At 39.8% G+C, this 19,438-nt stretch carries 12 protein-coding genes and 2 pseudogenes; 7 read left to right on the top strand and 7 right to left on the bottom strand.

Features of this window, described 5'->3' with window-relative positions:
- Window positions 1-984 precede the first annotated feature (984 nt).
- Window positions 985-2,061, bottom strand: a complete 1,077-nt coding sequence (locus NNJ73_RS01115) for a TIGR04086 family membrane protein (RefSeq protein WP_254492333.1) — start codon at window positions 2,059-2,061, stop codon at window positions 985-987.
- A gap of 520 nt (window positions 2,062-2,581) precedes the next feature.
- Between NNJ73_RS01115 and pyrF the strand changes: the two genes are divergently transcribed.
- From pyrF to NNJ73_RS01095, 4 genes and pseudogenes are all read left to right on the top strand, one after another.
- Window positions 2,582-3,427 (top strand): orotidine-5'-phosphate decarboxylase, encoded by an 846-nt coding sequence (pyrF, locus tag NNJ73_RS01110; RefSeq protein WP_254492332.1) that lies wholly within the window; start codon window positions 2,582-2,584, stop codon window positions 3,425-3,427.
- A gap of 577 nt (window positions 3,428-4,004) precedes the next feature.
- Window positions 4,005-4,367, top strand: a pseudogene (locus NNJ73_RS01105) (helix-turn-helix domain-containing protein).
- Between the two features lie 390 nt (window positions 4,368-4,757).
- Window positions 4,758-6,244: pseudogene (gene hisS, locus NNJ73_RS01100) on the top strand (histidine--tRNA ligase).
- Between the two features lie 883 nt (window positions 6,245-7,127).
- Window positions 7,128-7,673 carry a replication protein gene (locus NNJ73_RS01095; RefSeq protein WP_254492331.1) on the top strand — a complete coding sequence of 182 codons (546 nt, stop codon included), beginning with the start codon at window positions 7,128-7,130 and terminating at the stop codon, window positions 7,671-7,673.
- 572 nt (window positions 7,674-8,245) lie between these two features.
- On the opposite strand, the gene NNJ73_RS01090 is transcribed toward NNJ73_RS01095, so the two are convergent.
- A complete protein-coding gene (locus NNJ73_RS01090; protein ID WP_254492330.1) occupies window positions 8,246-8,770 on the bottom strand; it encodes a peroxiredoxin in 525 nt (174 codons plus the stop codon).
- Between the two features lie 217 nt (window positions 8,771-8,987).
- Between NNJ73_RS01090 and NNJ73_RS01085 the strand changes: the two genes are divergently transcribed.
- From NNJ73_RS01085 to NNJ73_RS01075, 3 genes are all read left to right on the top strand, one after another.
- Complete coding sequence (locus NNJ73_RS01085; protein WP_254492329.1) at window positions 8,988-10,616, top strand: alpha-D-glucose phosphate-specific phosphoglucomutase; 1,629 nt, start codon at window positions 8,988-8,990, stop codon at window positions 10,614-10,616.
- Window positions 10,617-10,885: 269 nt separating this feature from the next.
- Window positions 10,886-11,221 carry a zinc ribbon domain-containing protein YjdM gene (locus NNJ73_RS01080; protein WP_254492328.1) on the top strand — a complete coding sequence of 112 codons (336 nt, stop codon included), beginning with the start codon at window positions 10,886-10,888 and terminating at the stop codon, window positions 11,219-11,221.
- Between the two features lie 436 nt (window positions 11,222-11,657).
- Window positions 11,658-11,897 (top strand): hypothetical protein, encoded by a 240-nt coding sequence (locus NNJ73_RS01075; protein ID WP_254492327.1) that lies wholly within the window; start codon window positions 11,658-11,660, stop codon window positions 11,895-11,897.
- Between the two features lie 599 nt (window positions 11,898-12,496).
- On the opposite strand, the gene NNJ73_RS01070 is transcribed toward NNJ73_RS01075, so the two are convergent.
- The 5 genes from NNJ73_RS01070 to NNJ73_RS01050 form a co-directional block, all read right to left on the bottom strand.
- Entirely contained in the window at window positions 12,497-13,075 is a 579-nt protein-coding gene (locus NNJ73_RS01070) for a NifU family protein (protein ID WP_254474617.1), read from the bottom strand.
- 61 nt (window positions 13,076-13,136) lie between these two features.
- A complete protein-coding gene (locus NNJ73_RS01065; protein ID WP_254474615.1) occupies window positions 13,137-13,628 on the bottom strand; it encodes a universal stress protein in 492 nt (163 codons plus the stop codon).
- Between the two features lie 63 nt (window positions 13,629-13,691).
- Window positions 13,692-14,762, bottom strand: a complete 1,071-nt coding sequence (trpS, locus tag NNJ73_RS01060) for a tryptophan--tRNA ligase (RefSeq protein WP_254492326.1) — start codon at window positions 14,760-14,762, stop codon at window positions 13,692-13,694.
- Window positions 14,763-14,821: 59 nt separating this feature from the next.
- Window positions 14,822-16,393 (bottom strand): murein biosynthesis integral membrane protein MurJ, encoded by a 1,572-nt coding sequence (gene murJ, locus NNJ73_RS01055; protein ID WP_254492325.1) that lies wholly within the window; start codon window positions 16,391-16,393, stop codon window positions 14,822-14,824.
- A gap of 784 nt (window positions 16,394-17,177) precedes the next feature.
- Window positions 17,178-19,223, bottom strand: a complete 2,046-nt coding sequence (locus NNJ73_RS01050; protein ID WP_254492324.1) for a BID domain-containing T4SS effector — start codon at window positions 19,221-19,223, stop codon at window positions 17,178-17,180.
- Window positions 19,224-19,438 lie beyond the last annotated feature (215 nt).

Here is a 19,438-nt window from a genome sequence, read left to right as displayed (position 1 = left end):
AGAAAAATACCCCCAGTATAAATAAAAGTATAAATAAACATATTGCGCTTTCAAAAGCTAAAAACGTCAAAAAATGACACACTTCCCAAAGCATTAAAGAGCTGAAATCAATAACACTTGCAACCTTTCTCATATCGGAGAAAAAACACAGGTAAAGTTATGTTGAGGGGCTGGGGGCGACGGAAATCTTCCCGCGTAAAAGAACATAATGGACCGTAATAGAGGGGAAATGCCACTAAACAGCTTTCTCGCTAAGGCTAGAAGGTAGGAGCCTAGAGATATGTCATTCTGCGCATAAAAGCTTTGCCAGAAACTCAATCGATACTTCGCTCTCGAAAAGCCACTTGAAAAATAGGCTATATGCTCTCTTGTATGATATCTCTTCCCTTGGCTATTTCCAGAACGCACATCTCTATTCTGTGCACAATAGGCTTCCTTCTTGCGGCAACACCTGTGCATTATCTATCGGCTCTCTTCCCACCCTCCCTCCGTGAGGAAAGCTTTTTGCCTGCGCTGAAATGAAACTAACATTGAAATCGTTTACATTAACCTCCAGTTCTTTCACTATGTGGGGGAGCTTTGCTTGCGCCGATGATCATTGCAAGGGTGGAATGTGGGGGTGTTTTGTTTATTGATTTTGTGCGTGCGGTGTGATTTTCCCCATTACGGTAGCGCGCGCAGAGAAGGCTTCGTGTGCTATAGATGGGAGGTCGCTTGTAGCGTGCTTATGGGTTTATTACGCATTTAAATGCGTGCTTAATCCCATGGAAATTGCCAAAAACGCTAAAGCCTCTATACAACAGGTTTTTAAAAAAAACGCCATAAAACATGTCTCTAAAACCTTCTTCCTATCCTTTTTTAAAAAAATCTAATCAAGGGAGCTGTTAATCCGTAAAAATGCTTAACTCAAAAACGTATAGTAAGGATGAAAAAGCTGTACAAATCTATACAGCTTTTTTTACCTTTGTTTAAAGATGAGAAGTTTTAAAGCTTGAAAATATCCTTACGGCTTCTGTAACCATAATAGCCACAAATACTGGAAATGATGGCACCTATCAGACTCCCTAAGAAGCCCCACCATCCCATGTGTGATGCTTTTGTCGTGGCTTTGTCAGCTATGTGAAGAGCATCTTTGGCTCGTGCATCAAGCTTTTGAGACAAGGTATCGGCTTGTTTTTCTAGAGCTTTGAGGGTTTGTTCTGTTTTTTCCTCTGCCCCTTGATAGAGTTGAACGGCGCGGGTGGCTGTCGTTTGTGCCTCTGTACGCGACATGCCATTGTTCATCAGCGCTTTGATGATACCGCTTTGATCAAATTTTTCTGTCAGCGTTTCTAGGCGATTAGAAAGGGTATTTCCTAGATTTTTCAGAGTGGTGCGATAATGCGAAGGATCATTTTTAAAAGCGGTGATTGCAGAACCAATATCGTTGAGCGCAGCCTGATAGGTTTGTTTCAAGCGTTCAGGATTGAGAGCTAGAATATCACTTTTTTTGAGAAGCGTACGCAACTCATTACCCAGTTTATCAAAATTAATCCCATTGTCACGGTTTTCTGCAAAAAACTTTTCAAAATTTTCGCTGTTTAATTTTGCAAGTAGAGAGGGAAGGTTGTCGACGGTTTGTTCTATCATAGAAGTGCTTTTTCCAACTGCTTTAGCGCTTAAGTTTGCTGTATGTGAAATCACGTGGATGGCTTGGAATGTCATCAGCAGTGTGATGAGAGCCCAGGTTAAGAAACCGTGAAGAGCGCCAGAGATTTCAGCAAAACGCCCAGCAACAAAGCCTCCACTTGCAAGACTGATCACCATAACGATGAGGGAGCCAATACCCATCGAGAGGAAAGAACCTCTAAAAGGGGAGGACGAGGTAAAGTCCATTTGGCTTAAACCTAAAGCGGCTATGAGGAAAGACAGACAGATTGAAACAGCAAGAGCTGTAACCAGTCCAGCAAAAATGGCGGACCATGAAATAGGTGTATGAAAAAATGAATATTTTGTCTCTAGAGATGTTTCTTCTAGAAAATTCGTATCGAAAGGTGTTTTTTCAGGAATGCGGGTTTCCATGTTGTATCTCCTTGAATATGCTGGAGATACAATGTCTTTTTGCCAATTATGTTCCAAAGTTTATAGCCCATTTTGGATAATTTAGCTGCTACAAGGTGAATCGGAGAGATCTAAAGTTAAGATTGAAAACATCATGATGGTGCGTTTTTTTTGAAGCTTTTGTTTAAAGCGCATTTATCGGGAATTTTGGTTGAGCCTAGAAAAGGGGCGTGAAAAAGATAAAATGGGAGGGGTACGAGGGCATCGAACGAAATAATATGAAGTGTTTTTTTGTTCGTATTCTGTCATAAAGTTTGAATCTTTCATCTCATGATAACGTCCTGATTGATAAAAGTGTCTTGATCGATCAACGTGCGATAAGCCTTGTAAATGGGAATATCTTTCATAAACGAACGCAGACTTTGTCTATAAGAGCAATATGAGAGTGCTTTCTTAAAGGGGAGGCGTGTATTCTTTTGACAAATGCTTTTCTTTTTGATTGTATCAAAAAGTTTAAAGAGAGACCGTGTTAGGATATCAAATGTTTTGTTCAGTTTTTTTTAAAAACAGTGAAAAATATGGCCCCCTTTGTGTTGGGTTTGATCCGAGTCATAAAGTTTTGCAAGCATGGAATTTGAGCTGCGATGATAAAGGTCTAAAAGATTTTTGTGATATCCTCTTAACAGCGGTTGTGGGGAAGGTGGGGATCATAAAGCCGCAAGCGGCATTTTTTGAGTTATATGGGGTGGAAGGTCTCCAAGTTTTGAAAGAACTCATTGAAAATGCACAAAAACAAGGTTTGTTGGTTCTCGTTGATACAAAAAGAGGAGATATTGGCTCTACTGCTGAAGCTTATGGACAAGCTTGGCTTGGTTTCAATAGTCCCTTCAAAGCCGATGCTATAACAGTCAATCCTTTTTTAGGGTTTGATGCTCTTATTCCTTTGATAAAGATTGCAGAAGAAACAAAAACAGCGGTTTTTATGGTTGTTCAATCGTCGAACCCAGAGGGAAGACAAATTCGGAATGCTCGCATTGGGGATCAAACGGTTTCGGTCCATTTGGCGCAGCATATTTATGACTATAATAGCCAATCTTCAAATCAATATCGCCATATTGGTCCTATCGGAGCCGTGATTGGCGCAACATTAGGCAATGAAGCAAAAGAGACAATTGAACAGCTAGAAAATAGCTTGTTTCTTGTTCCAGGAATTGGGGCGCAAGGGGGAACTATAACACAATTAACCCAGCAATTTCCTCAAAGGCTATGGCAGAATATTATTCCTTCAATTTCAAGGTCGATTACAGAGGTTGGCCGAAATCCTGTTGATTTAAAAAATGCCATTCATAACTTTGCTGAACAATCTAAAAATACGCTTCTCTCTTAAATTTTTGGGCTCTTGCTCTAAGGGGGAAGGCTCTTCCTGATCAAAAAGATTTCACTTTCTGATTACGTATGGGGGCTCTCTTCTTTCAATGACGATGTTTTTATGGGAGAGCAGAAGAATCATTCGCTCAGAGCTCGTGTGAAGAATAAAATAAAAGCTGTTTTATTGGTTAAGGATGCTGTCTAGGTGAAGAATTAAGGTGAGATTTTTTCATAAAACGCAGGGGCTTGAGGATATGATTTTGATGTGTGTGTGTTCAAGAATTTGAAAAGACGATAACTTCTCATGAAAAAGAAATTCTGCGATCTCCTGAAAAACTATTTTTATTGTAAAAATCTTGAAATTACTTTACACATTGAAAAATGTTTTTGGTCGTATACGCGGCGACCAAGTGGGCTTTGAAAACCCTAAACCTTAGCGTGAAAATAACCCCACTTTGTGGGTGTCCCGGAATTCCGGGAGATTTTGTACTGTCCAGGTGTGTCTTACGCACTAAAAGCAAAATGCTGACTCGGATTCAGTTTTTTCAAGCTCCTGGAATACCAATGCGAGGGCGCTCGCACTAGGTGGGGGGCAAATGCAAGCTCAGAACCTTAATATTGATCTTTTTGTTGGCAAAAAAATTCGCTTTAGGCGAAAAATGTTGAGAATGTCTCAAAAAACATGAGGAGACGCTTTAGGGGTAAGTTTTCAACAAATCCAGAAATATGAAAAAGGCTTCAACCGTGTAAGTGCAGGACGTTTAAAGGAAATTTCCGATCTCCTAAATGTTCCGGTTTCCTTTTTTTATACGGATATCGTCACAAAAGAAAACACCCCATACCATCATGATGAGATTGCCTCAAATAGAGAAGAATATTTGCTTTTAAAAAGTTTTAGAGTTCTGACCTCTGTCAAACAAAAAGCTATTTTAAAATTAATTTCTGATCAGAAGATATGATGTATGGCGCTCTCTTTTCTCTATTTCCTTCTGATCTTAAAAGATGAGGATTTTTCACGCACACTGATTTTTAAAAAAAAAATCATTTGTAAATAATCCGGTGTTTTTTCTAACGCCTTTCATTGGGTTGGTTTTATATGAATATAGAGTACTTCTTTTCATAAAGATTTATGAAAGTATCTAGAAACATCTTATGGCAATAATGCGCTTGTTTCGCTTTGATCTTTTAACGGTTTTCAAGGGTAGAGATTTTTAAAGTTCTACAGAACCGTAGACAATAGAAAACCTCTAACATGTTGTTAAAAGTTTTAAGGGCGATAAAGTCATTGCAGCGTTTGTTTCTATGGGATAATGGTTATCCGTAAACACATATTGTTGCTAGAGAATAACATGTCATTAAAACAAGAAAAAACCAAAGCCCGTTTACCCCGTGGTTTTGTGGATCGTACAAGTGCACAATTGTATGCAACCGAAACCATGATTGCGAAAATTCGTGAAGTTTATGAACTTTACGGTTTTGAAGCGCTTGAAACACCCGTTTTTGAATATACGGATGTGTTGGGGAAATTCTTACCGGATTCCGATCGTCCCAATGCAGGGGTTTTTTCGCTTCAAGATGATGATGAACAATGGATGTCTTTACGCTATGATCTAACGGCTCCTCTTGCTCGTCATTTTGCTGAAAACTTTGAAACGTTAGCAAAACCCTATCGCAGTTATCGGTTGGGGTTTGTTTTTCGCAATGAAAAGCCTGGTCCAGGGCGGTTTCGACAATTTATGCAATTTGATGCAGATATCGTTGGAACACCAACCGTTGCAGCAGATGCGGAAATTTGCATGATGGCAGCCGATAGTTTGGAAAAATTAGGCATTGCACGCCATGATTATGCTATTCGTTTGAATAATCGAAAAATTTTGGAAAGTGTTTTGCAGGTGATTGGTTTAGGAGAAAAGGAGCAGCTTGATCGGCGCTTAACTGTTCTTCGAGCCATGGATAAACTGGATAAATTTGGTCCTGAAGGCGTGCGTTTGCTTTTAGGCAAGGGACGTTTAGATGAAAGTGGTGATTTTACAAAAGGGGCTGAGCTTCGAGATAAAGAGATTGAATGTATTCTTTCCTTACTCACGATAGAAGCAAAAACGGCAGAAGAAACGCTTGATGATCTCAGAAAAATCGTTGCTCAGAGTGCGCAAGGTCTTGAAGGGGTTCGCGAGCTCGAGGAAATGCAAACAATTTTTGCCGCCAATGGGTATCACAATCGCATTAAAATTGATCCTTCGGTGGTGCGTGGATTGGAATATTATACGGGACCTGTTTTTGAGGCGGCATTGCTTTTTGATGTCCTCAATGATGACGGGCAAAAAGTTGTCTTTGGCTCTGTTGGGGGGGGGGGCGTTATGATGGGCTGGTTGCGCGTTTTCGTGGGGAAAATATTCCGGCAACAGGCTTTTCAATAGGGGTTTCACGTTTGATCGCTGCTTTGCAAAATCTTGAAAAATTACCAGCAAAAAATACGCGTGGACCTGTTGTGGTGTTGATGATGGATAAAGAGCCAGAAGCTGTTGCACGCTATCAAAAAATGGTCATGAAATTGCGAAATGCGGGAATTTGTGCAGAACTCTATTTGGGGGCATCGGGAATTAAAGCACAGATGAAATATGCTGATCGGCGAAAAGCTCCTTGTGTGGTGATCCAAGGGACACAAGAACGTGAGAGTGGAAAAATACAGATCAAAGATTTGATTGAAGGGGCGCGTTTGTCTCATGAAATTAAGGATAATCAAACATGGCGTGAAAGCCGTCCTGCACAAGTGATGGTGGATGAAGAGCAATTGGTGCAAACAGTACAAGATATTTTGGAAGCCCAAAAACGCTAATGGTTTTTTTGAAAGAAATGGCGGGAAAGAGCTTGAATATTTCTTCTTCAATTTCACGGTGCCGTCCATGAGTACTATAACGATAAAGTCCAAATCATATAAAATCTATTGAACATCCCCATCTTTACGCTTGTGAAGGAGTAAATCGGCACCATCTCATACTTTTCCAGCCCCAGGGTGTTGCGGACCACCCCTTGGCATTTCTCGACGATTCAAGAAAAGGCATTTTTATTGTACAATTTTTACTCATACGCCAGCTCCGCTTGTGACGTGCAAGCCAATAGTTTTAATTGATGCAAGATAAACAGGTTTGAAATAAGAAAATCTTACCATATTAGGTTCTTGCATTCAATATGCAAAAAAGTTATTTATCATTATAAATCAATGTCTTATTTTTTAAAGGTCGTACAGCATAAAAAGAAAATCTTTTTAAAAGGTGCTTTTGTATTCATGATAAAATGAATGTTTTGAAGGCAGAAAAAGAGATCTTTTTAAGGTGTGGTGAGAACATCTTCGTGAGGTAAAATAGGGGGTGACTGAAGCGTTTGAGATTTTTACCTCGACCCTCTTTAAAAAAATCAATAATTTATCATGCAAAATCCAATCGTTTTTAGAATTATAGACCACTTGTTTAAATTTTCATGGGTTGGTGCCCTATTTTCTGACGGTTTCTTCATCACAGTCTAAAATTTCACATCCCTGAGAGATAAAAGAGATCTTTAAGCGTTTTATTTTAGAAGATTTTTTCGTTCCAAAAACAACAAATAACTTAAATCAGACAATTTTTAAAGAGAGAATATGAGGGTTCATTGTAAGATGTTACATTGATAACTCTTTGAAATAATTTATTTTTCATAAAGATTTTTTTAATGGAGAAATCAAAATGGCCCGATATGATTTTACCGTGTTATATGAAAGAAATCCCTTCATTTTGAAAAAACCCGAAGATATTGGAAAATCATTTAAGCTTCCTCCTTCAGGTTTTGGATTTGAAAATCTTCCACAAATTGCTTTTTCAGGCGCCTCGTCGTGTCGGCGTATGATTTTTGGATTGTCATTTAATGGAATGAAAGCTTTTTTTATGATGTTGTGGCAAGTAGGAAAAATGCTCGATGAGGGGGATGATGTGGATTTATGGTTTGATCAGATAATGTTGGATCATGATAGTCTGGAGGAGTTTTTGGCTTGTGATTTTTCAATTCAAGAGCCAGAATATCTTAATTTTAAAAGTTTTAAAGAAGGTCTTAAGGAATTAGAAGAGAATAAGATTGTCGCGAAGGGGACAAAGGAAGACTGTTATTTCATTAATCCCGATATTTTTGGTCTGCCTGAATGTGATGAAGATTTAGAGCTCGATGAAGAGGAAGAAATAGAAGAAGAAATGAAAGCACACTTTGCGGTAGAATATCCCAATAAACGCCTGCTTTAATCCTTTCTCTCTTAGAGAAAAATAAAAGTTTAGAATCAATAGCCATGAGAAAACCAACCTTGATGGTGTGTGGAGTGGAATGTTTGCGGGGTCTGTTTTGTTTTATCCTCTTTACCAACAGTTATGGGGGCTTATGGAGGCAGGGTCGTTTTTATGCCCTCTTTTATTCTCTTGATCATGAGATCAATTTGACGCGTGCGCCTCTTCAAACAAATCATTGATCTGTATTTTTCTTCTTGATGTTTTTATAAAACCTCGATGATCAATTCTCTTGGCATTCGAAAGCGTTTAATAAGAGGCATGTTTACGCCTTTTAATCGTTTTATTGATACGCCAGTCCTGCTTGCACGCGTGCAGCTCAGTGATTTTGATTGATGCAAGTTAAACAGGTTTGAAATGGAAAATATGACGATATTTCAGGATCTAATCCAAGTTGAATAATGCTTAAAGGATCATTATCAATCAAAATGTTATCAGGAAGAGATGTTTTTTAAAAAAATACAAACGACACAAATTCCCTTTTCTAAAGAAATTTGTGCCGTAAAATTTAAATAGAGGAATTTGGATTGGGATTAGCTTTTTAAAGCTTTTAAAACATTTTGTGGTGAAGAAACTTCATAAGGATCGGTTGCACAATTGTCTGAAAATCCTGCTTCTTCAAACCATTGTTCAATCTCACCATCATGAATCACAGCAGCATAGCGCCATGATCGCATGCCAAAACCAACATTGTCTTTTGCAACCAGCATACCCATTTTGCGTGTGAATTCACCAGAACCATCTGGAATTAATTTCACATTTTTGATATTTTGTGCTTTTCCCCAAGCATTCATGACAAAAGCATCATTGACGGAAAGACAATAAATTTCATCAATACCAGCTTGTTTAAATTCATCATAGAGTTTTTCAAAATCAGGCAGTTGAAAGGTTGAGCATGTGGGGGTAAAAGCGCCAGGAAGAGAAAAAAGAATAACGCGCTTTCCTTTAAAGTAAGCATCACTGTTAACTTCTTGCCACCGATAAGGATTATCTCCACTCACTGATTCATCGCGGACACGTGTATGAAATGTGACATTGGGAACTGTTTTTTTCATCATAAGGATGCTCCTGTCTTTATTTACGAAAATTGTGTTTTAAAATAGCCTTCATCTTTAAAAGCATATGGGAAAGAGTGTTTTAAAGAAAAAGGCTTCTTAAAAAATCCTGACTCCTCACAAGTGTGCAAATATTTCATTGTTCCGTCAAGTGGAATTAATGGTCGACTTTAAACACTCTTCATCTTAAAATTAAAGGAAAGAATATGAAGGTATTACCATGACCATAAAGACAGTTTTGACCACGGCTTTTGAGGGACAAAAACCGGGAACATCTGGGTTACGCAAAAAGGTGTCTGTTTTTCAACAACCCCATTATGTGGAAAATTTTATACAGTCTCTTTTTGATAATATTGGACCTCTTGACGGAAAGCTGTTGATTCTTGGGGGCGATGGACGCACCTTTAATCGGACTCTCCTTCAGATTGTGTTGAAGATGGCAGCGGCGCATGGTGTCTCTCGTGTTAAAATGGGGAGGGGCGGTATCCTTTCCACACCTGCTGTTTCGCATCTTATTCGTAAATACCATGCGCATGGTGGACTTATTCTTTCTGCAAGCCATAATCCTGGGGGGACAGATGGAGATTGTGGGATAAAATACAATATTGCCAATGGGGGACCTGCGCCTAATTCTTTATGTGAGGCTATTTTTGCAACATCGCAACGTCTTTCCTTTTATAAAATTCTTGAAGCGCCAGATGTTGATTTAGAGCGTCAAGGGATAACCTTTATGGGAGAGATGCAGATCGAGATTATTGATCCTGTTGCCGATTATGTTGCTTTGATGCAGGAAATTTTTGATTTTGATTGCATTGCTAAGGCTGTAGAACGAGGTTTGACTTTACGCTTTGATGCTATGCATGCGGTAACTGGACCTTATGCCCATGAAATTTTTGAAAAATGCTTAGGATTTTCTAAAGGGACAGTGGTCAATGGTCTTCCGTTACCAGATTTTGGAGGCGGTCACCCAGATCCCAATTTGGTGTATGCTAAGCCTCTTTATGATTTATTGATGTCAGAGAAAGGTCCAGATCTTGGCGCTGCGTCTGATGGTGATGGTGATCGTAACCTCATTATTGGACGTCAGCAATATGTCTCACCTTCTGATTCCTTGGCAATTATGGTAGAATATGCCAATCTTATTAAAGGGTATCGCCAAGGCATTGTGGGGGTTGCGCGCTCTATGCCAACAACGCCTGCTGCAGATTTGGTTGCTGAAAAACGCGGATTAAACTTTTTTGAAACGCCAACGGGATGGAAGTTTTTTGGAACGCTTTTGGATGCTGGGAAAGTAACCTTTTGTGGTGAAGAAAGCTTTGGAACTGGCTCTCATCATATCCGCGAAAAAGATGGTTTATGGGCTGTCTTATTTTGGTTAAATCTTTTAGCGGTAACAGGAAAAACGGTTGCACAAATTGTTCAACAGCATTGGCGCATCTATGGGCGCTTTTATGCACTGCGTCATGATTATGAAGAAGTTGAAGAAGGCAAAGCTTTGGCCTTACTCGAACACTTGCGGGCACATTTACCACAAGCTGGAACAGAATTTTTGGGATTTTTGATCAAAAAAGCAGACGATTTTACCTATCATGATCCTGTTGATCAGAGCGTGAGCACGCGGCAAGGGATCCGTATTTTTTTCGAGAATGGTGCACGATTGGTAGTTCGTTTATCGGGAACAGGGACGTGTGGTGCGACCTTACGGCTTTATTTTGAACAGTATGAAGGAGATCCGCGCAGACACAATTTAAATCCTCAACACGTTCTTCAACCTTTGCAACAGGTGGCCCTAAAACTGTTAAACATACAACAAGAATTGGGACGAGAGCGCCCTGATATTATCACATGAGATCATGGGAATGTTTTTTGCAAAGATATGATGATTGATCACATTCGAAAGGTTTTGATTGATTCAATATAAGAGGATTTTATGATCTATGAGGGGTATTGTACAATGTTATAAACGCATCGATTGTAGGGGATGATTGCATTTATGAACACAGGTGGCAGATCAAGAGGAAATAAAAGAACATGTTTTTCTAAAATAATGGACAATAAGCTCTTCTTGCTTTATGACCCATCGTCATGAATGGTTTTTCTTAAATAAAGGGGAAATTTATGACCCAATATCCCAAGTGTCCTCGTTGTGATTGCCTTTATAGTTATGAAGAGGGTGAAAATTTTGTGTGTCCTGAATGCGCACATGAATGGCCCCAAAAGGATGATGATACTGTTCTTTCTGAGATTGTTTATGATGCCAATGGTCAGATTTTGACTAACGGAGATACCGTTATGGTGATAAAAGATCTGAAGGTAAAAGGTGCTTCCTCTGTTTTAAAAGGAGGAACGAAGGTCAAGAATATTCGCTTGGTGGATGGGGATCATAATATTGATTGCAAAATTCCTGGGATTGGACAGATGGGGTTAAAGTCGGAATTTGTTAAAAAAGTTTAGGCAGTTACTCTCTTGCTATTGTTTTTGCTTTTCGTTGGTTTTCTGTTTTCATATTCTGCTTCAATAGAGTTCTTTTCCAATCGTTCTTTTCTTATTTCATAGATGATGCTCATTCGATAGACACAATATCTCTGCCCTTATGGGGATACAAAAATTATATCTTGTGAGAGAAATAGCTGTCTTTCCTTTCAGATATGTCTGTTGGTGATAGGGATTGGATGTTTATTGATTAAGAAAACAGTAAAAGAACGCGCTTTATGAGAAGAATAATGCCGTAAAGTGAGAAATTTACCATGGCTGAATTGAAGAATTCCGTGTTTTATTATCAGATCATTTCCAAAACAGCCCTCATAGAACTTGGCTTTGATTGATTTTTTTACAGGTTTTGATCACTTTTGCGTCTTCAGTTATGGAAATAAGAGTAAAGGGGATAGAGGTGGAATTCTTGATTTCAAGAAGAGGAAAAGCTGCTATGATCTTAAAAAAAATATCTTTCTTAAGATGTTTAAACCTATTTTGCAATGAGACTTATGCATGGTATAGGGAAAGCGTTGTTGAGCACTATCATTTAAAAGGGCAAACCATCATGCTCTTACATATTTTGTTAGTTTTCATCGTTGCAACAGGACTGATATTTGCTTTTATGTTGCGTTTTTCTATTAAAAAATATTCATAAGAGGTATTTTAAAAATCGTTTTTGTTATCTTCCAGTTTGTAATGTGTTTGCGAATGATTTTGGTTGATGCCATAAAGACAATTGAAATGAGAAGACTGTTAGGATTCCCACGAAAGGTGTGAAAGTATGGTCTTTGTTGATTGGTTGTTACAAGAAGAAATTTACGGAATTTTATCGTCGAAAATACTAAAAATGATGGGATGCAAGGGGACAAGTTTGTGCTCTGTCTTATATTCTTTTCTTTTTACTATAATGGATTCCTTATTTTGGAGGGATAAAATTGCATGACAAGGTTATAAGACAGAATAAATTTAAAGTACGCTCTGCCGGTGCGTTATTCTTGTATGTATGTGATGGGTTAGTGGAAATGATGCCTTTAAAGAGAGCAAAAACCATTTAAAGACCTATGGGTTAAGTAAAAGGAAAATTTCTCATTTTCTAGGATTTTTTTGAAGCCGTATTGTATTTTTTATGGTCAGCATGGCTTGCATCTAAAATGATGTAGGATAAAATGGTGTAAGATTTTTGCACCCCATGTTTAGAGCGTTGGTGAAGAAAGATAATCTGTGTGGTGGTTTTATCTATTGAAGTGTCAATATTTATTGTGGCATGGCTTCAACGCCTAAAACTTCAGGGATAAAATGACGTAAAAGATTTTCAATCCCATGTTTGAGCGTTGCCGTTGAAGAGGGACATCCAGCGCAGGCGCCCCGCATATTGAGATAAACAATCCCATTTTCAAACCCACGAAAAGTAATATCACCCCCATCATTGGCAACGGCTGGGCGTATACGCGTTTCAAGCAGCTCTTTAATGGTTAAAACAATATCAGCGTCTTTTTCGTCATAAAATTCTTCATTAAGGGCATGGGCTTTTGCTTGTGTTGTCGCGTTGGTGGTGATAACAGGCTCATTGGACAAAAAATGTTCCATAATTGTGCCTAAAATGACGGGTTTGAGATGTTGCCATTCCCCTTCTTTTTTGCTGACGGTGATGAAGTCATAGCCTAAAAAGACACCATTGACATTGGGAATATTAAACAGTTTGGCTGCCAAAGGTGAGTTTTTAGCTGCTTCTTCACGGTCACGAAATTCTAAGACGCCTTCAGAGAGAACCACCCGCCCTGGGAGAAATTTAAGTGTCGCAGGATTTGGGGTGGTTTCAGTTTGAATAAACATAAACTCTCCTTTTATCATGAAGAATTGGATAAGATCATACCATTTTAAAATATTATATTTTTTAGGCAATAGACTTAATATCTTCATCAGCAAGATTGCTAGGAATGACAATGACAGGGATTGAAAAAGCCGTTCCTCTATTCCCGATTAGTTGGATAAGGGGGCCTGGTCCTTCTGCATGTCCGCTGGCGGCTAAAACAATCAGTGCAATTCTTTTATCTTCGTCGACCAGTTTAGAAATTTCATCAATTTTTTTTCCTTCACGCACTACTATTTCTGTTTCAAGGGCATGGGAGGTGCGGACATCACTGGCAATGTCTCCTAATATTTTATGAGCACTTTGCGTTGATTCTGTACGCATAACATTGTTTACACCCAGAAAATGTTGAAATTCTGCACTATCAACAACACAAAGCAAGACCAAAGTTCTCTTGGTGTTTTGGGCATGTTGTGCGGCGAACGCAACGGCACGTCGACACTCCGGTGTTTCATCGATGATGACGAGGTTTTTTTTCTTGGGCTCTTTTTTCGGATTTTTGGGTTTAGAAATCATGCACTTTCTCTATTTTGTACAAACGATTTTTTTGCTCTCTACAGTTTTTTAAGTTTATTGTTTTTATGTATTATGCAAAAATCCAACAATTTCACGAATTTTTTTCATATTTTCTTCTGCGAGCATACTAGCACGTTCTGCGCCATCATGCAAAACAGAGTCAATATAATCGCTTTCTTGATGAAGACGACGTAATTCTTCTGTTATAGGGGCAAGCTTATGGACGGCAAGGTCGGCTAGCGCTGTTTTAAAATGTGAAAATTGATGACCAGAAAACTCTAAAAGGACCTTTTCTTTACTAACTTTGGCAAAGGCGGCATAAATACCAAGCAGGTTATCCACTTCTGGTCGTTCTGTTAAAGCGTCAAGAGAATCTGGGAGAGGCGCGGAATCCGTTTTGGCTTTGCGTATTTTTTGGGCAATAAGATCTGCATCGTCGGTCAAATTAATGCGTGAGAAATCTGAAGGATCTGATTTTGACATTTTTTTTGTCCCATCACGCAAAGACATAACGCGTGTGGCTGTTGTTCCAATCAGCGCTTCAGGGAGGGGAAAAAAGCTTGGTCTTTTTTCTTCATCCGTTGGCATAGAAATGCCAAAATTTAAGTCAGCAATACGGTGTGCATAATCATTGTTAAACTTTTGTGCAATATCGCGTGTGAGTTCAACATGCTGTTTTTGATCTTCCCCTACCGGAACATGCGTTGCACGATAGACTAAAATATCAGCCGCCATCAATGTGGGATAGGCAAAAAGCCCAAGGGATGCTTTTTCGCGATCTTTTCCTGCTTTATCTTTAAATTGTGTCATGCGTTGAAGCCAGCCGATACGGGCAACACAATTCAAAATCCAGGCGAGTTCAGCATGTTGAAAAACACGTGATTGGTTGAAAATAATGTGTTTTTGGGGATCAATACCGGCGGCTAGAAAGGCGGCTGTCACTGTTCTGGTGGATTCGCGTAAAATAAGGGGGGCTGGGTTGACGGTGAGCGCATGCATATCCACAACACAATAAAGGCAGTGATAAGCGTTTTGTAGTTCAACCCAATTTTGAAGGGCTCCAAGATAATTGCCAAGATGTAAGTGACCACTCGGTTGTACGCCGGAAAAAACAAGGGGAGTGAAGGTATCCATAGGAGTGCGCTTTCTAATTTAAGGTTATTCGTTTTATTATTTTTGACAAAGTATAGAGATTATGGACGTTTTTTCAAATTCTTAAGCGTGTGAAAAAAGGAACGGGGGTTGGATAAAAAATAGGCACTAAAATAGAGCAGGAATATGCCCAGCATGATCCCTGCCAAGGTGCTGAAACGCAAGAAAAAGGAGGCTTTTGAGGATAAAGGAAAAGATAAAAATCCAAATACATGTAATCCGTAATAGAGGGCGAGTGCACTCAAAAGGGAAGCGATCATGAGGCATAATATTCGCTTGATCAGTTGGGCGTCGTATTTCCAATACCCCCGTTTGATGAGAACACCCCAAAGCAGTAAGGTATTGACCCATCCAGAAGTAATTTCCGCAATAACAATGCCGCGTGCGGAAAAATAAGGAAATAATGTTAAAGCGAGGCTGATATTGATGAAAACACAAATGCCCGTAAAAATCATCGGTGTTTTGGTATCTTCATGGGCAAAGAAATTAGGAATAAAGACCTTGATGAGTACAAAAGCTGGAAGTCCTAGTCCATAAAGTCCCAATAACTGTGCAACATGCTGTGTTGATTGATCGGTAAATTGTCCACGTTCAAAGAGTAAACTAACAATGGGGGTGGACAGCAGCAAAAAAGCGATGGATGCTGGAAGCGTTAACAGGAGTGTTAATTCAATAGAGCGGTTTTGCAAATGGTGGGTTTCTTCCTGATTTTTGCTCCGCAACGCGCGGGTTAATTCTGGTAAAAGAACGGTTGCAACGGCAATGGCAATCACGCCTAGAGGCAATTGATAAAGCCGATCAGCATACATCAAGGAAGAGACAGCTCCCGATTGACTAGAAGCAATGTTGGTATTGATGAGCAAATTAATTTGTGTGATACCACCCGTGATGGCTGCGGGAAATGCCAAGGTTAAGAGCTTGCAAACATTAGGGGTTAAATGGGGACGACGGAAAAAAAATTTCATGCCACTTTGACGTAAAGCAACAGCAATTAGGACAAGTTGAAGAAGTCCTGCCGCCAACACACCCCAAGAGAGATTTAAGCCAATGTGCCAAGCGTCAAGTTGATAGATCCAAGCATAGGCGAGAACACTAATCAGAATAATATTTAAAAAGAGCGGCGCAACGGCGGCAATAAAATAGCGGCGCAGAGCATTGAGCATGCCCCCCATCATCGCAGCGAGCGACATGCAGGTTAAGTAAGGAAACATGATCGCAGTAAAATGAATGGTGGCATTAAATTTTGTTGCGTCTTCACTAAAGCCTGGAGCAATAATGGTTCGGACCAAAAAAGGCATACTCAGTTCCATCGCAATCGTTAACAGTAAAAGCAGCGAAAAGAGAACACCAAAGACTTCTTCTGCGAATTTGCAGGCAGATTCTTGACCATCTTCAGTGATTTTTTTAGCAAAAAGAGGAATGAAAGCAGCATTAAAGGCACCTTCAGCAAAAAAACGGCGGAATGTATTGGGAAAACGAAAAGCAGCATTGAAGGCATCAGAAACAGGACCCGTCCCTAGTGCTGCTGCCATAAGCATTTCACGGATGAAGCCAAAAATACGGCTCATAAGGGTCCCGGAAGCAACTGTTGCAATTTTTTTAATTAATGTCATAAAGATCTATCAGGTTCGTGGTAAAAGAGAAGCGGTGACAGGAAAAATAAGCCGTTTTAAATCGTAAAAATCTGATCTGTATTCCCATACAAGAATATATTTGTGCAGCGTTTTACGACGGTGTTTGTCTTTCTGTCAACAATGGTTGCGTGAAGACTTTTAACATGCTCCTTGTTTTATTGTTGCCTTACAATTTTTATTGTTGCCATAAAATCATTAAAATTTCTTTTTCAAATTGGAATATGGGAGTAATGTCATCACAATTTAAGGATATAGAATGATCATTTCTCTCTAGGGGAGTGATGTTCGTGAAGCGTGTACTCCAATGGCGCTGTGTTTTATTCCATGAGAGGCGTACCCCTATTTTAGGGACACGCAAATAAAAGCGTGAAGTGATGCGCCATTTTCATTTTTGAAAAAGATAGAGGGCTTTTGAGGCTTTTAAAAGCTTGTCAGGTTGAGCTCAACGGTGATGGCAAAGCCGTGTGATGGGTTTTCACTTTTACAGTTTTATAGCTTTATGTTCTCCTAAATGAAGATACCTTCCCGTTTCAGAGATTCTATAAACAGAGGACGGCAAGACGTAATTTTTCAACAGCGTCTTGCCTGTTTTTAGCCCTACAAGCAAGAGTACCATAGGCAATGAAAGGGATGAATGATCTTTTCAAATTGGCATAGGAGAGTTTATTCAAATTTTTCTGTAGGTTATACGCTATCCTTGGTGCAATTTTGGCAATATAATTGCACCAAAATTTTGTATGAAAAGCCAAAGGTGATGAGACTATCACGACATAGCCATGGCTTTTGATGCTTCACTTCTGCGTGGTTGAATAGGGGGGCGCTCTTCTTGTCTCGATGTTTCAGAAAGCTCTTGACGTCGCTTTGTTGTTGAGCGCTCAGGTAGCTGCGGGGGGTGCGATAGGCTTTGCTGCTTTTGCAATTGTTTATCGAGATCGGTAAGCGGTTGATGGCGTTGTTGTTGTTCTATCTGATGGTGTTGCACAATGGTTTCTCTTAATTGCTTTATCGTATCAGCATAATCCTGAATGGCGGTACAAAGGGTAGGAAGATTTTCTTCAGCGGCTTTGCGTGCTCCGTTTTTTATGCCAAGGACTTTTCTACCAGCAAGCGGAGCAAAAAATGTCGAATCCTTTTTAATTTGAAAGACAAGTTCTTCTCCCATATCTGGAATTTTGTGCATATCTTCCATTTGATATTGTAAAATAAATGGATTTTTATAGACAATTTGACACCAATATTGGACTTCTCTTTGACCATATTGAACCGATGGATCTTGTTGTACTCTGCGGGCAATTTCCTGATTTGACAGAGGCTGGATTTTCTTTTCTGAATTGAATGGATTTTGTGTGTGTTGAGTGATTGCTTCTTCCTGTTGCGCGTGTTGCTGCTGTCGTTGTTCCCCGTGAGGACTCTGTGAAATATTCTCTTGTATATATTTTGAGGTATATACAAAACCGTTAATGGCTTCACACAGATTAGGGAGCGTTTCTTCAGCTTGTTTGCGTGCTCCATTTTTTATGCCAAGAACTTTTTTACCCGCAAGGTTAGAAATAGACAGAGGTTTTTTTTGCATATCCCATAAGAGCTGTTCTCCCATAGCGGGGTTTTCTTTGATTTTTTCTATTCTTTGTTCTAAAATAAGCCGATCACCATAAACCTTTTCGCACAAAAATCGTATTTCTTCTTGATATGCTATGAGCAAGAGCTCTTTTTCCATTGTATTAATAGAGGCTTTTTGTTTCTGAGACGGTTTTGGTGGTTCACTTGCTGTTTGTTGAGAGCCCGTTTTTTGCACGACAGCGTCGCTTTTTTGTCTGTCTCCTCTTCGATGCGATTTTCTTGAACGAGGGATTGCATATATTTCACTATCTTGTGATGATGAACTGCTTTGCTGCCTGACTGTTCTATGCTGTAATGTTTTGGGTCTAACACTTGGGGCGAGGGGTTCAGGATTTTGGATTTTTGCGCCGGTTTGAACTCTGTTTTTCATGTATGCGGACGTTTGTGAAGGAGGCGTTGCATAGAGGGGAGCGCTCTCTGGAGTTGTTGCTTTGTGCTGAATTCTATCTTTTGCACGTGGTGGTCTTTGTGGCGCTGCTTTTATGGGCGCGGAGGGGCGTTCAAGGGTTTCAGGTTTTTGGATTTTTGCGCCGGTTGGGGTTTTGTCTTTTACACGTGGGGGTTTTGGCGGTGCCATTTTTGTTTGTAGAGGAGGCATCTCTTGGTTTTTTGTGCTGGTTTGCGTGTTTTCTCTCATGCGTGAGGGCGTTTGTGAAGGAAGCCTTGCATAGAGGGGGGCGCTCTCTGGAGCTGTTGCTTTGTGCTGAATTCTATCTTTTGCACGCGGTGGTCTTTGTGGCGCGGTTTTTATGGGTGCGGAGAGGCGCTCGAGGGTTTCAGGATTTTGGATTTTTGTGTCTATTGGTGTTTTGTCTCTTCCGCGTGGAGGAGGGGGGGGCGCCACTTTTTTTTGCGGGGAGGGCGAGGATTCAACTTGTGGGCTGTGTTGTTGTCTCTCTTTTGCACGTGGGGGTTTTGGCGGCGCTACTTTTTCCTGTAGAGGAGGCGTCTCTTGGGTTTCAGGCTTTTGGATTTTTGTATCGCTTGATGTTTTTTCTCTTCCGCGTGGGGGGGGCGGTGGCGCAACCTTTGAGGAGGAGGACAGATTTTCTGGGTGTTTTTGTACAGATGGTTTTTGCGGTTTGGGAGAAACTTGGGGAGGGGGGGTTCTGGTAGGGGATTGTTCAGCCTGTTGTTGAAATTTTTCCATCATTTCGGTGATAAAAGGGGAGGGGGTTCTTTTTTTCATGCATGGTCCTTTCAAACTCTTCCAATATTGCTTCTCAATACTATTTAAGAATATGCGTTGGTGTTTATTCTGTTTTATGCTTTTTCACTTGGGGTGTATGAGAGAGGATATGAAACTGAACGGTTTGATGAGATTTTGCTTTTTGGATAAAGTCTGTTTTATCAATAGCTTAGATTTAAGTGATGGGGAATGAACCGGTTTCAACGCTCTCTCTT

Origin of the sequence: Bartonella sp. B1099 (assembly GCF_944801835.1) — a bacterium.
Taxonomy (GTDB): domain Bacteria; phylum Pseudomonadota; class Alphaproteobacteria; order Rhizobiales; family Rhizobiaceae; genus Bartonella.
This window is presented reverse-complemented; position numbering and strand designations above follow the sequence as displayed.

Coding starts and splice junctions, on each gene's coding strand:
- murJ (WP_254492325.1), bottom strand. CDS start 16,393: ATGACATTAATTAAAAAAATTGCAACAGTTGCTTCCGGGACCCTTATG.
- NNJ73_RS01050 (WP_254492324.1), bottom strand. CDS start 19,223: ATGAAAAAAAGAACCCCCTCCCCTTTTATCACCGAAATGATGGAAAAA.
- NNJ73_RS01090 (WP_254492330.1), bottom strand. CDS start 8,770: ATGATGAAAAAAACAGTTCCCAATGTCACATTTCATACACGTGTCCGC.
- NNJ73_RS01065 (WP_254474615.1), bottom strand. CDS start 13,628: ATGATTTCTAAACCCAAAAATCCGAAAAAAGAGCCCAAGAAAAAAAAC.
- NNJ73_RS01085 (WP_254492329.1), top strand. CDS start 8,988: ATGACCATAAAGACAGTTTTGACCACGGCTTTTGAGGGACAAAAACCG.
- NNJ73_RS01115 (WP_254492333.1), bottom strand. CDS start 2,061: ATGGAAACCCGCATTCCTGAAAAAACACCTTTCGATACGAATTTTCTA.
- NNJ73_RS01070 (WP_254474617.1), bottom strand. CDS start 13,075: ATGTTTATTCAAACTGAAACCACCCCAAATCCTGCGACACTTAAATTT.
- trpS (WP_254492326.1), bottom strand. CDS start 14,762: ATGGATACCTTCACTCCCCTTGTTTTTTCCGGCGTACAACCGAGTGGT.
- NNJ73_RS01080 (WP_254492328.1), top strand. CDS start 10,886: ATGACCCAATATCCCAAGTGTCCTCGTTGTGATTGCCTTTATAGTTAT.
- NNJ73_RS01095 (WP_254492331.1), top strand. CDS start 7,128: ATGGCCCGATATGATTTTACCGTGTTATATGAAAGAAATCCCTTCATT.
- pyrF (WP_254492332.1), top strand. CDS start 2,582: ATGTTTTGTTCAGTTTTTTTTAAAAACAGTGAAAAATATGGCCCCCTT.